At 66.4% G+C, this 12,435-nt stretch carries 12 protein-coding genes and 4 tRNA genes; 13 read left to right on the forward strand and 3 right to left on the reverse strand.

Annotated features, from left to right (window positions below; genetic code table 11):
* Positions 1–526: 526 nt before the first annotated feature.
* A complete protein-coding gene (locus FF096_RS01665; RefSeq protein ID WP_155214533.1) occupies positions 527–1,675 on the reverse strand; it encodes a Fic family protein in 1,149 nt (382 codons plus the stop codon).
* 757 nt (positions 1,676–2,432) lie between these two features.
* On the opposite strand from FF096_RS01665, the gene tcmP reads away from it, so the two are divergent.
* From tcmP to FF096_RS26490, 3 genes are all read left to right on the forward strand, one after another.
* The gene (tcmP, locus tag FF096_RS01670) at positions 2,433–3,614 is read left to right on the forward strand and encodes a three-Cys-motif partner protein TcmP (RefSeq protein WP_309222478.1); all 1,182 of its coding nucleotides are present in this window, start codon (positions 2,433–2,435) and stop codon (positions 3,612–3,614) included.
* Positions 3,615–3,744: 130 nt separating this feature from the next.
* Positions 3,745–4,434 (forward strand): IS630 family transposase, encoded by a 690-nt coding sequence (locus FF096_RS26485; protein ID WP_309222479.1) that lies wholly within the window; start codon positions 3,745–3,747, stop codon positions 4,432–4,434.
* A gap of 71 nt (positions 4,435–4,505) precedes the next feature.
* Complete coding sequence (locus tag FF096_RS26490) at positions 4,506–4,835, forward strand: transposase (RefSeq protein WP_230462252.1); 330 nt, start codon at positions 4,506–4,508, stop codon at positions 4,833–4,835.
* 7 nt (positions 4,836–4,842) lie between these two features.
* Here the strand turns inward: FF096_RS26490 and FF096_RS01680 are convergent, their stop codons facing one another.
* Both FF096_RS01680 and FF096_RS01685 read right to left on the reverse strand, forming a co-directional pair.
* Positions 4,843–5,601 (reverse strand): DUF5131 family protein, encoded by a 759-nt coding sequence (locus tag FF096_RS01680; RefSeq protein ID WP_155214534.1) that lies wholly within the window; start codon positions 5,599–5,601, stop codon positions 4,843–4,845.
* A gap of 268 nt (positions 5,602–5,869) precedes the next feature.
* Positions 5,870–6,364 (reverse strand): YajQ family cyclic di-GMP-binding protein, encoded by a 495-nt coding sequence (locus FF096_RS01685; protein ID WP_155214858.1) that lies wholly within the window; start codon positions 6,362–6,364, stop codon positions 5,870–5,872.
* 149 nt (positions 6,365–6,513) lie between these two features.
* Between FF096_RS01685 and FF096_RS01690 the strand changes: the two genes are divergently transcribed.
* From FF096_RS01690 to FF096_RS01735, 10 genes are all read left to right on the forward strand, one after another.
* Positions 6,514–6,597, forward strand: a tRNA-Tyr gene (locus FF096_RS01690).
* A 149-nt stretch (positions 6,598–6,746) separates the two neighbouring features.
* Complete coding sequence (locus FF096_RS26220) at positions 6,747–7,304, forward strand: hypothetical protein (protein WP_309222480.1); 558 nt, start codon at positions 6,747–6,749, stop codon at positions 7,302–7,304.
* 662 nt (positions 7,305–7,966) lie between these two features.
* On the forward strand, positions 7,967–8,113 hold the full coding sequence (locus tag FF096_RS01700; protein ID WP_155214535.1) for a hypothetical protein: 147 nt from the start codon (positions 7,967–7,969) through the stop codon (positions 8,111–8,113).
* A gap of 64 nt (positions 8,114–8,177) precedes the next feature.
* Entirely contained in the window at positions 8,178–10,706 is a 2,529-nt protein-coding gene (locus FF096_RS01705) for a bifunctional diguanylate cyclase/phosphodiesterase (protein ID WP_155214536.1), read from the forward strand.
* Between the two features lie 92 nt (positions 10,707–10,798).
* Positions 10,799–10,871: transfer RNA gene (locus tag FF096_RS01710), tRNA-Thr, on the forward strand.
* A gap of 25 nt (positions 10,872–10,896) precedes the next feature.
* Positions 10,897–10,969, forward strand: a tRNA-Met gene (locus FF096_RS01715).
* Positions 10,970–11,101: 132 nt separating this feature from the next.
* Positions 11,102–11,269 (forward strand): 50S ribosomal protein L33, encoded by a 168-nt coding sequence (gene rpmG, locus FF096_RS01720; RefSeq protein WP_093403583.1) that lies wholly within the window; start codon positions 11,102–11,104, stop codon positions 11,267–11,269.
* Positions 11,270–11,393: 124 nt separating this feature from the next.
* Complete coding sequence (locus tag FF096_RS01725) at positions 11,394–11,840, forward strand: MaoC family dehydratase N-terminal domain-containing protein (protein ID WP_155214537.1); 447 nt, start codon at positions 11,394–11,396, stop codon at positions 11,838–11,840.
* A 1-nt stretch (position 11,841) separates the two neighbouring features.
* Positions 11,842–12,234, forward strand: a complete 393-nt coding sequence (locus tag FF096_RS01730; protein ID WP_309222481.1) for a MaoC family dehydratase — start codon at positions 11,842–11,844, stop codon at positions 12,232–12,234.
* Between the two features lie 126 nt (positions 12,235–12,360).
* Positions 12,361–12,433: transfer RNA gene (locus FF096_RS01735), tRNA-Trp, on the forward strand.
* The last annotated feature ends 2 nt before the right edge of the window (positions 12,434–12,435 follow it).

Here is a 12,435-nt window from a genome sequence, read left to right on the forward strand (position 1 = left end):
GGCCCTGAACGGGCCGCACGCACCGCCGCCTGGGCGCGCGTCCGTCGCTCCGCTGACGCTCCGACTCCGGCCACGCAACACGCCCGGCGGCTGGCGCGGAAGCGGAAAGCCCAAGGGGCCGCCGCAGAACGACAGGGGCGTTGACCGGTGAGGGGTGGGCCGGCAGCCGGCCGGGCCGCGCGTCCACGAGCCCGCGCGGCGCAGGGCAGCGGACGCCGGCCGCGTCGGCGAGCTGGCGGCGGTGGCGGGGTTGCGGTTACTGCTGCCTCCGGCGGGGGCGCTCCGGCGCCAGGATGGCCCGGGCACCGTCGGCGCGTCACGGTCCGTGGGTGGTTACGGTAGGCCATCCCGCCCGCCATCGACCCGGGCAAGCCGAGCAGACCACCGCCCGACCCGCCAGCGCCCGAACTTGCGTCAAGGTCCGCTTGACGTGGCGGGCCGGGCGGCGGCCCGCTCCCCCAGGGGCGGGTCGACGGCAGACGGGATGGCTGAGTGCGCGCCGGTGTGCAGTGAGCTTCAGCAGAGCTTATGCCACGGATACCGAGTAGATATTCTTCTCTCGGTAGGGATCGGTCAGGCGAGGTCGATCCGCAGCCACTCGTTGTCGGATCTGGCGAAGTCTCTCAGTTGCAACATAGAAGCGTCCACGCGTCTCCCCGAGCGGTTCAAGCAACTGACGGCTTACCATCATGCGGAGGTCGCGGTTTGCGGTTCCGACCTCAATCTCCGCATCCTTCTCATAAACCGGCCTCCGAACCCTGAGTCCCATAGCTGCTGGATACAGTGCGAACACGGTCCTCGGCGACAGGTCGAGCCGCTCTACCTCTTGTTCAAGCTCCAACCACGTCCGTTGCGCGTCCTCTACTCGACGGAGGACTGTCTGAGCCTGCATATGGTGAGCTACTAGGTTGAAGCGAACCCAGGGGCGCGTGTCGTTCTCGGGATGCCAAGAGCCCTGACCAACGGCAGCTAGGACTGCGTAGTATGCGGCGGTGTTTCGCCCTAGCCATTCCTCGATGGAACTGAACTCGGGCGCGAGAATTCTTTCTCGCGCTAGCACCAGCGTCTGTAAGGCGCGAGCCATGCGTCCGTTGCCGTCTCTGAATGGATGAATCATTACCAGGTTGAGGTGGGCGAGGGCGGCTCGGACGAAGTTGGGAGTCTCGCTTGCGTTCCGAAGATCTTCGATAAGTTCCCGCATCAGTCCCGGCACTATGTCAGAACTTGGCCCTTCGTATACAAGGAGGTTCTTCTCCTCGTCGTGAACGAATATCTGCCCTGGGCGGTACCTGCCTGGGCTCTTGGTTAGGTCGTGACCCAGCATCATGAAGTGCAAACTTCGGATTAGCGACTCATCCAGCGAGAAGTCTGAGTCGTCGGCAAGTTGCTGGATGTAAGTCAGGGCATTTCTATAGCCTAGGATTTCCAGCGAAGTGCGCTTGTCTGCGTCGAGAGGTTCCTCGTCCTCAAGAAGGGCAACCGCATCGTCTAGCGACACGTCGTAGCCCTCAATGCTGTTGGATCCGCGGATCGCGCGTGCCTTGAGGTTGCGACGTAGTTGACCCTTCCAGCGGCGAGGCTCGTGCAGGAACAACCGCAGTCTCTGCCGGAACTCATGGACCTCTGAGATGACTCGGAGGTCTTCATCGTCTAGAGGGGGAGGCGTGAAGAGCATGGCAAATCCTCCTTGCTGATAGAACTTCTGTCAACATTAACAGATCATCTGGCAATCTGGTTACTGTCGGTGTGTTGATCGTTGCAGCTCGCCTCCTGGTCCTGCGTTGCAGCTGAGGCTGCTGTGGTGGGTGGTTGTTGGCGGCGGCTGTGGTTGTGAGCGTGCTTGCCGCGATGCGCTGGGCAGATTGCCAGATGTTCTATCAATCCGGTTGGGCCGCTGCGCTGCTGCCAGCGTGCGTGCTGCGTCGGGAGGTCGGTTGCGGCGGTGCGTTGCTGCTGCTGGTTGCGTGCGTCGTCATGAGTAGATTGACAGAAGTTTTGTCAATCTCGCCACGCCGCTGCATCGAGGGTGTCTGTAGAGGCTTCGTGTTCGAGCGTCACTGCAGTGGGGCGGTGGCTGCGAGGTGTGCCGATGCTGGGCATGTGGCTGCTACTGAGGCTGCTGTGGTGGGTGGTTGTTGGCGGCGGCTGTGGTTGTGAGCGTGCTTGCCGCGATGCGCTGGGCAGATTGCCAGATGTTCTATCAATCTGGTTGGGCCGCTGCGCTGCTGCCAGCGTGCGTGCTGCGTCAGGACGTTGGTTTCGGCGGTGCTGGACTGTTCGGACAGTTCGGCCCCGTTGCTGGCGCAGCTCATTGGCGGCTTTGGTTCCTCTTGGCGAAGAAATCAACCATGTGTTGGCGGAGATTCACAGCCTTCCGCGCGCCGCAACCTTCCGCTAGCGTGGCGCTACTTACTGTGGCCAGGGGAGGGCTCGTGGCCGGTGCAGACTTCTTCGCTTCAAAGAAGGCGGCTGCCGTCTTCAAGCACGGCATCCTGAGCCGGTACCCGGTCGTGTTCGCATCGAAGACTGGCAAGAGCGTCGAGGGCAACCGGGTTGTCTTCCTAGATGGATACGCCGGCCGTGGGGAGTACGACGACGGGCAGCCGGGCTCGCCGCTGCTGCTGTCGCGGTGTGCCGAGTTCGTCAGGGGTTACCGCAATGTCCTGGGGTTCTTCATCGAGCAGAACCCGGACAACTTTGCCAACCTGGAGCGCGTACTCGACGAGAAGGGTGGCGACGCTGAGCGGGTCGTCCGGTCCGGCTCGGTTGACGAGCACCTTCCCGAAGTCCTAAGACGGGCCCAGGGCGCGTCGCTGTTCGCCTTTCTCGACCCGTTCGGTCCTGCGTTGGACTTTGACCTCCTCAAGGCCGCCCTGCTCGGTCGCCCGTCGTGGCCGCCTACTGAGGTCCTGCTCCACTTCAGCGTCTTAAGCGTCGCTCGAATGGGCCGTGCCGTACATGCGGCTCGTTCCAGGCGCGGGGAGCTGTCGCCGGCAGATCAAAAGACCGCCGGCCGGCTAGACCGCTTTCTCGGCGGCGACTGGTGGCAAGAACACTTTGCCGGCGTTCGGGACGAAGGCGATGAGCAGCGAGCTACCGAGATTGCCTTAGAAGTCTGTGACAAGTACGAGAAGCTCTTGACGGCCGGAACGAGATACCGAGCGGTCAAGATGCCGGTGCGGCCCAGGCCCGATCTGCTGCCGAAGTACGTGCTGGCGCTGTTCACGGCCAGCAACGAGGGAGCCTGGCACTTCGCGGACTCGCTGGGTAAGGCGGGCGTGGAGTGGTCGGTGGCGTGGCAGACGGACCTGCTCCGCAAGGGGGAAAAGCACGGGCAGGGCTCGCTGTTCGGCGACGATGAGTTGCCGACTCCCGAGAGCTACAGCAGTCGACACGGCACCGAGTGGACGAGGATTATTGCGGGGAACCTCGAACGGCTGCTGGACGAATTGGGCCCGTACTGCCCTGCCGATTATGTGCCGGAGGTCTATGGCGCGACTCTAGGCCAGGCAAGCACCCCTCACGTCCGGGCCGCCGTGAAACAACTGAGCGGAACGTCTGTGGCCAACACTGGTAAGGGCGACTTCTGGAAGGAGCAGCTGCGGCGCCCGTAGGGGGTGTAGTCCCTCCTCTCCGGGCTGGCTTCTAGTGCCTCGTCTTTGAACGTTGATCGTGTAATGCGTCGGTTTTGAGGGTCTATCGGGCAGGCTGTCTCCCAGCACTCGTGGTGGGAGGTGATGGCCGGTGGGTAGACGGCCGGAGGTGTTTGTCCGGCAGGTGTCGATGGCCGAGGGGCAGCGGTTGCAGCGGATCACCCGGACCGCGAAGGACCCGGTGAAGCTGCGCCGGGCGATCGTGGTGCTGATGTCCGCGCAGGGGCAGCCCGCGCCGGACATCGCTCACCTGCTCAAGGCCAGCGAGGACTACGTCCGTGACGTGATCCACGCGTTCAACGAACGGGGGTTCGACGCCTTGAACCCAAAATGGAGCGGGGGCGCACCGAGACGGATCGATGAGCAGACCAGAGACTGGATCTGCGTCATCGCCCGGTGCGACCCCCGCTTCCTCGGCCAGCCGTTCTCCTGCTGGTCCCTGGCCAAACTGCGCGACTACCTCATCGCCGCTGGCTACGCCACGGCGATCAGCAGCGAGACCATCCGACGGATCCTGCACGAACGCGGGATCTCGTGGCAGGCCACCAAGACGTGGAAGGCCAGCACCGACCCCGACTTCACCACCAAGATGCGCCGCATCCTGGACCTCTACGACCACCCACCACCTGATGGGCGGGTGCTGTGCGTCGACGAGTTCGGGCCGCTCAATCTGCAACCCCGCCCCGGCCGCGCCTGGCGGCCCGTGGCACACCCGGTGCGGCTGCGGGCCACCTACACCCGTGACCAGGGCGTACGGCACATGATCGCCGCCCTGGACTGACCACCGGACGGCTGCACTACCGCATCCGCGACCGCAAACGCTGGCGCGAGTTCCTGGCCTTCCTCAAGACCCTGCGCCGCCGCTGGCCCGACCAGCGTCTCTACCTCATCGTGGACAACTTCTCCCCGCACAAGCACCCCGAGGTCCGCACCTGGTGCGCCGACAACCAAGTGGACCTGGTCTTCCTGCCCACGTATGCGTCGTGGCTGAACTGGATCGAGGCCGAGTTCGCCGCCGTGCGCTACGTCGCCCTCAACGGCACCGACCACCGCAGCCACGCCGAGCAGGACACCGCGATCGGCGACTACATCCGCTGGCGCAACCAACGCGCCAGACCGAAAACCGCATTCGCCACCGGATCCAAGATCCGCCACCCGGATTACCCGTTCAAGGCTGCATGACGAGGCACTAGCCGATCGACGTGAGTTCCCGCGCTGTTGGCATCTCGTCCCATGTCCGACCGTCCAACTCCCGACCGCCGGCCTTTGGCGTTCTGCCGCCCCACTGTTTGAAGAAGAAAGCCGTACCGCTTGCGACGCACTGGTCGCGCAGCGATCGCACCCAAGCGGGATCCATCGGCCGGCAGCCGGGGCCAGACTCGCCACCGGCGATCAGCCAGTCAACGCTCTCAAGGTTCAGGTCGTCCAGCGGGCCGAGTAGCGGCTCGGCCGAGACAAACCGAACGGCAGCAGGCACCCGGCGGAGATGGTCGATGCGCTCCGTCTGTTCATCATCCTCGACGGAGACACCCATCCAGACGTTGGCCGGCCAGGTCAGTCGGGGTGCGAGCTTCGCAAGCCTCGCGGCTCGCTTGGTGAGTACCTGGTAGGTGTGCTGCGGGGTTGCCGCCATGACCTCAAAGACCTGCTCAACGAAGTCGAAGGGAACCTTCGCGTGGAACAGGTCGCTCATCGAGTTGACGAACACGACGCGGGGTTCTCGCCATCGAAGAGGCAGCGTTAGCTCACCGGGGTGTACTGCGATTCCGAAGCCCGGTCCCGACGTACGGGGGTCGCCGTCCGTCTGATACTTGGCCGACCCCATGGCCTTCAGCCGCTTCGCCAAGGTCAACGCGTAGCAGTGATCGCAGCCGCGCGAGATGCGATCGCAGCCAGTTGTCGGGTTCCATGTGGCTTCGGTCCACTCGATAGAGCTCTTGTCTGCCATCACCACTCCCCGGCCGGTTGGAACGATTCTGTCGAACGTGCGTACGGATTGAAAGGCGTGGAGGCGATCTTTCTGCCGGGCGAGCAACACGGGCAGCAGTTGCCCATGCTCCAATCGACCAACGCGCAAGGCCCAGAGTGAGACGCGACCAGGCCGTCGCCAGGCCGTCGCAGGCCGAATGGCGGTGACCAACGACGACCACTGGTGACGACTTCTGCCCAGGTGACAAGGCGTGGCCGGCGCGATGACCAGGCCGGCCGGGACCGCCTTACCTGTAGTTGGTGAACTGAAGGGCGACGCCGAAATCCTCGGCCTTGAGCAGCGCGATGACCGCCTGAAGGTCGTCCTTCTTCTTGCCCGTGACGCGGAGCTGGTCGCCCTGGATCTGGGCCTGGACACCCTTCGGGCCCTCGTCGCGGATCTTCTTGCTGATCGCCTTCGCCTTGTCCTGGTCGATCCCCTGGATCACCTTGGCGTCGATCTTGAAAACCTTGCCCGAGGGACGCGGGTCGCCGGCGTCCAGCGACTTCAGCGAGATGTTCCGCTTGATCAGCTTCTCCTTGAACACCTCCAACGCGGCGCGGACCCGCTCCTCGGTCTCCGCCTGGAGGCTGATCGTCTCCTCGCCCGACCAGGAGATCCCCGCCCCGGTGCCCCGAAAATCGAACCGCGTCCCGAGCTCCCTCTCCGCCTGGTGGAGGGCGTTGTCGACCTCCTGGCGATCGACCTTGCTCACGATGTCGAACGACGGGTTCGCTGCCATACTCATGCTCCTGCTGTCCGGCCGGTTTGTGGTCCTTCGTCCCTGGTTGCCCAGGGGTACGACACCCTGACGGTACCCGGTTGCACCATCGGCGGTTGGAGCCGCTATCCTTGCTTCCGCTGCCGCATCACGGTGCGGTGGTACGCCCTGGCGGGTTGCCCGAGCGGCCAATGGGAGCGGACTGTAAATCCGTCGCGAAAGCTACAGAGGTTCGAATCCTCTACCCGCCACCAGGTGAAACAACGGCCCCTGACCTGCGAAAACGCAAGTCAGGGGCCATCGCGGTTCGCGGCTGTCCCGGAGGCGGCCGGCTGCGCCCCCGGCCACGCCGAGGACACCCGATTTCCGCGCCAACCGTTACCGCAGCGACTTGAATAGCGGTGTGCAGGTCAGCAAAGACGGGCGGAGCTGGCGGGTAGGCACCGCCGCCGACGTGGAGTGGATCGCCGGTCACACCACTGCCGGCATCTCGATCACCACCGCCATCCCGCCGATCTACGACGCCTACGCCACCACCCACCAAGCCGACGACGTCACCGTCACCGCCTATGAACACGCCCTCGTCGAGGACCTGATCAACCAGACCTCCGACCAGCCCTGGTGGCTGGCCTACCTCGACACCGGCGCCCACGACATCGTCTTTCCCCACGCCCCCAGAGTGTCGCTCTACTGGAACTGGTCTTACGTGCTGGTCGAGGCCGGACCCGAGCAGGCCCTCACCTGGCGGACCGGTCACATGCGCCACGGCCACGGATCGCTACCCGACCTGTTCTTCCCCGTCGATCGATCATGGCTGGTCTCCGCACTCTGGGACGACACCTGGACCTGCATCGGCGGCCCGGAACCACTGATCGACACCCTCCACCGCAACCCCCTGGCCAACGCCCACCGGGTCCGACCCGACGAAGACGCGCTGCCACCGGGACTCACCCGCGAGTGACACCCAACGCCTGACCCAGTCGCGCTACCCCAGATGAAAGCGCTCAGGGTTCCTGCGTGAGCGGACTGGGTGACGTTATGCTCGCGTCTTCGCTGCGAACGACGTCGATGCGTGACGGCCTGGCTGGCTTCACAGGTGTCGAGACTAAGACTGTGGTCGAGGGGCGGCTGGCGTGACCGGGTGTGAGAACCGCACCTGACCAGGGGAGATGGTGATCGGGGGCTGCTCTCGTTGATCTCGCGCGGTCCGACTGGAGAGATTCAGGCATCCATGGGGGTGACTGAAAGGGGTCTGCGGCCTACGCTGACGGTGGCGAATCTTCCCGTGACCGGGTTGGCTCGTCGTGATGCCATGACTGAGGGTGACGGGTGGGGCGCGCTGGGGGCCAGTCATTCCGCAGTGTCGGTCCGCGCGTTTCCACGACCGTGTCCACTAGATCCATAAAGCCGCCTTGGCGGGGGAATAGGCAGTTGGTGCTTTCTTTGACTGTGGCTGCCTCCCCGCCTCCGTCGGATGGCTCTGACCTGCGCAAACTCAAGCAGTCGGGCGGTGCGGAGCGACGAGCGCGCCGACATCGGGTTCGTGAACTTTCCAGCGAAGGACCGGCTGTGGCACCATCGGGGGACCTCCAATGCGTTCCCGTCACCCCGTCAGGAGCACAGATGTCTGCTCAACGTTTGGGCCGGTTGCTCGGCTCCCTATTGCTGGTCTCCGGCTTGGTGGTCGCGGCAGGCGTCGTCGCTGATCTTGAGTTCAGGTCGAACGGCCTCGAATGGCAGATGCCGGTAACTGGCAGCGTGGTGCGCTGACGCGCATCCGATCCCGCACAGGCAGCCTCGACACCTCCGGAAACCCGACGTCGCGAGGGGAGCCATGACGTCCCGTGTCGGCTCCCCTTCCCGGCGTACTGAGAACGCCTGGCTGATCACCGGCCCACTCGCCCTGTGCGCGGTGATCTTCTCGCTCCTGCTCGGGTTGACCGTGCACCCGGCACTGGGCGACTGGCCACTCACCCTGCTGCTGACCGTGGCGATGATCGTCGCCGCGATGCCGACGATCAACGTCGTGGTCCGCCGGCAGGCGCTCGGCATCACCTTCACCGAGATCCCGCTGGTCGTCGCGCTGTACGTCCTGCCGCCGCTGTCGGTGGTGGTGGCCTACACCTTCGCCACGCTCGTGGTGCAGCTGCGCCGCAAGCTCCTGCCCGCCAAGCTCTGGTTCAACGTCGCCCTGGCGGCCTGCGCCACGTCGCTGGCCACCGTCGTCTACACACTGCTGCCGAAGCCCGAGGGGGTCGGCCCGGGCGCGTGGGCGGTGATGCTCGCCGCCGTCGGTACGCACACCCTGGTCGCCCTGATGGCGATGGTCGCTGTGTTCACGATCGCGCAGAGCTGGCAGGCCGGGCGGGAACTCCTGCGCGCCACCCCACCGATGCTGCTCGGCGTCGCGCTCAACCTCTTCATCGGTCTGCTCATCATCATCGCCCTGGAGAGCACCCTCTGGGCCGTGCTCCTCTTCGCCGGTCTGGCGATCGCGTTCGCGCTGGTCTACGACACGTACACGCAGTTCATCCGGCAGCACCGGACCTTGGCCGAGATGTACGAATTGACCAAGGCGATCACCGAGAGCGGATCCGACAGCACCCTCATCGACGTGCTCCTGGTGCGTATCCGCAGCTTGATGCAGGCGGAGTACGCCACGCTCTGGCTACCGGCCCAGGGGCGTCACCCGGAGGTCCTGCTGAGCGCGCAGGAGGGCAAGCCGGGGCTGCTCGACGCCGCGCTCACCCCGGGGGCCCTGCGGGACGTCGCCGTGACGCGCCAGGAGACGGTGACCGTGGGCCGGGGGTTGGGCGGTGACCCTGAGGCCCGCGAGGCGTTGGGGCCGAACACGGCCAAGGACGTGATCGTGGTGCCGCTGCGCTCCGGCAAGGCGGTCATCGGCACCCTGGAGGTCGCGAACCGGCTCGGCGACACCAACTTCTTCCGTGGCCCGGACGTCCCCGTCTTCGAGACGGTAGCCGCGCACGCCGCGGTCGCGCTGGAGAACTCCCGTCTGGTCGACCGGCTGCGGCACGACGCGTACCACGACGCGCTCACGAAGCTGCCCAACCGTCGCCGCATCCTCGGCGCGCTGGCCGAGGCGGTCCGGATCCGGGCGCCCGGCGAGGTGGTCGCGCTGCTCCTCTTCGACGTCGACCGGCTGCGCCAGGTCAACGAGGCGCTCGGCCACGCCGCCGGGGACAAGGTCCTGATCGAGGTCGCCGACCGGTTGCGAGGTTGCGTGCCGTCGGCCGCGCTGGTGGGGCGGGCCGGTGGTGACGAGTTCCTGGTGACCCTGCGGCTGGAGAGTGCCGAGGCGGCGGTCGAACTCGCCGGCCAGTTGCGGGAGCAGATCCGCGACGAGATGGTCTTCGACTCGCTCACGCTGGACGTCGACACCGCGGTCGGGGTGGTCGTACACCCGGATCACGGCGACGCCCCGGCGACCCTGCTGCAACGGGTGGACGTGGCCGCGACGGCGGCCAAGGCGGTCCCCGGCAGCGTCCAGCTGTACACGCCGGCGTTGGAGTCGCGGTCGCTGCACCGGCTCGGCCTCGCCGGAGATCTGCGCAGCGCGCTCGACAACGGCGAGCTGGAGGTCTACTACCAACCCAAGGTGACGCTGCGGGACCGTCGCCTCATCGGGGTCGAGTGCCTGGCCCGCTGGGAGCACCCGACACACGGGGCGGTCACCCCGGCGGACTTCGTCGCCGTGGCCGAGCACACCGGCCAGCTCGGCCGGCTCACCGAGTTCGTGCTCCGGGAGGGGCTGCGGCACAGTCGGGACTGGGCGCACGGTGGCCAGTCCCTCGCCGTCGCGGTCAACGTGTCCGCGCGTACCCTCACCGACCAGCGCTTCCCGGAGCGGGTCCAGGAGCTACTGGAGGAGTACGGCGTCCCGGCGCAGCTGCTGACCCTGGAGGTTCCGGAAGCCGGGGTGCTGGACGGCACCGAGCGTCCGATCCCGACGCTGCGCCGCCTGCGGGATCTCGGCGTGCGGCTCGCGGTGGACGACTTCGGCACCGGTAGCTCGTCGCTGGCGCACCTGCGCCGGTTGCCGGTGCACGAGGTGAAGGTGGACCACTCCTTCGTCCAGGGCATGGCCACCGACCCGGGGGATCTGGCGATCGTCAACGCCGTGGTGACCCTCTCCCAGCAGTTCGGTCTGACCGTGGTGGCCGAGGGAGTGGAGAGCGAGCTGACCCTGGAGCTGCTCCAGGACATCGGGTGTGAGGTCGGGCAGGGCTTCCTGTTCAGCCGCCCGCTGCCGTTCGAGCGCCTGGAGGCGTGGTTCGGCGCTCAGGTCGACCCCGAGTCGATCTCCAATAGTGAGCTCCCGAGACTGCGTGTGGTGCCCTGAGCTGGGCGTACGCCGTCCAGGGGGATCCGATTTCACCAGCCGGGTAGGGGCGTGTACTCTTACCTCTGCGCGGGCACCGAGTGATCGCGCAGGCCCCCTTAGCTCAGTCGGCAGAGCGTCTCCATGGTAAGGAGAAGGTCTACGGTTCGATTCCGTAAGGGGGCTCAGAGGGTCCGGCTGGGCCCACCGCGGCGGTGTAGCTCAGATGGCAGAGCAAGCGGCTCATAATCGCTGTGTCGCCGGTTCAAGTCCGGCCACCGCTACTCTCGTCCGCCCCGGAGTGATCCGGTGGTCGGTGGGACGGGCGCCACAGGCGCCCGCTTTGCGTGTCCGCCCTGGTGGCGCGTAGGCTGTAGCGCCGTAGTTGTATCCGTTATCGAGGAAGGCACTCCGCCGTGGCGAAGGCGACCGATGTCCGGCCGAAGATCACTTTGGCGTGTGTGGAGTGCAAGGAGCGCAACTACATCACGCGCAAGAACCGTCGTAACGACCCGGACCGCATCGAGCTGAAGAAGTTCTGCCCCCGGGACGGGCGGCACACCCTGCACCGCGAGACGCGCTGACCTGCCCCGGGCCGATCGGCCCGGTTCCGTACGTCTCACGATCGCCGGTTCGACTGGACGGCGCGGCCTGAGCCGCCGCCGACCGCTCGGACCGGCGTTCGCGCTATGCGTGTAGTTTCGCGGCATGCCTCTGGACCAGTCTTTCGTCGGCCGGGCCTATCCGCCGACCGCCCCCTATCAGGTGGGCCGCGAGAAGATCCGTGAGTTCGCATCGGCGATCGGTGCCACCGATCCCGCCTACCACGACCCTGAGGCCGCCCGCGCGCTGGGCCACCCGGACGTGGTCGCGCCACCGACCTTCGCGATCGTGCTCACCATGGCCGCCAACCAGCAGATGGTCGAGGATCCGGAACTCGGCATCGACTACAGCCGGGTGGTCCACGGCGACCAGCGGTTCGCGTACACCCGACCGGTGGTGGCCGGCGACGAGTTGGTCTGTGTCAACGCCATCGAGGACGTCACCAGCCGGGGTGGCCACGAGTTCGTGACCACCCGGACCGAGGTCCACACGACCGCCGGTGAGCCGGTGGTCACCGCCTGGATGAAGCTCGTCGTACGCGGGGAGGACTGACGTGGAACTGCCCACCCAGACGTTTCAGGTGACCCGGGCGGACCTGATCCGCTACGCCGGAGCCTCGGGCGACTTCAACCCGATCCACTGGAGTGACCGCTTCGCCACCAAGGTGGGGCTGCCCGGGGTGATCGCCCACGGCATGTTCACCATGGCGCTCGTCGGCCGGGCGGTCACCGCCTGGGCCGGCTCGCCCGACGCGGTGGTCGACTTCGGCGTCCGGTTCACCCGCCCCGTGGTGGTACCCGACGACGACGCCGGCACCGAGGTCGTGGTGAGCGCCGTGGTCCGTGAGGTCACCGAAGAGGGCTTGACCAGGCTGGATGTGACCGCCACCTGCCTCGGTGAGAAGGTGCTGTCGCAGGCGCGGGCCACCGTGCGGACGCGGGCCTGACCGGCGTCGGGCGGCACGTGGGGTAGACCGGTTGGGAAAGTCGGGTCGGTACCCGTACACTGGTCCGCCGTGGGGCAAGTGACCCCTGCCTGGTCGTGTGACCGGGTGGGGTGAGCGTTGCCGCACAGGGGTGTAGCTCAATTGGCAGAGCAGCGGTCTCCAAAACCGCAGGCTGCAGGTTCAAGTCCTGTCACCCCTGCG

The organism is Micromonospora sp. CP22, assembly GCF_009712475.1.
GTDB lineage: Bacteria > Actinomycetota > Actinomycetes > Mycobacteriales > Micromonosporaceae > Micromonospora.

Coding starts and splice junctions, on each gene's coding strand:
- FF096_RS01665 (WP_155214533.1), bottom strand. CDS start 1,675: ATGCTCTTCACGCCTCCCCCTCTAGACGATGAAGACCTCCGAGTCATC.
- FF096_RS01680 (WP_155214534.1), bottom strand. CDS start 5,601: ATGGCAGACAAGAGCTCTATCGAGTGGACCGAAGCCACATGGAACCCG.
- FF096_RS01685 (WP_155214858.1), bottom strand. CDS start 6,364: ATGGCAGCGAACCCGTCGTTCGACATCGTGAGCAAGGTCGATCGCCAG.
- FF096_RS01700 (WP_155214535.1), top strand. CDS start 7,967: ATGTCTGCTCAACGTTTGGGCCGGTTGCTCGGCTCCCTATTGCTGGTC.
- FF096_RS01705 (WP_155214536.1), top strand. CDS start 8,178: ATGACGTCCCGTGTCGGCTCCCCTTCCCGGCGTACTGAGAACGCCTGG.
- FF096_RS01725 (WP_155214537.1), top strand. CDS start 11,394: ATGCCTCTGGACCAGTCTTTCGTCGGCCGGGCCTATCCGCCGACCGCC.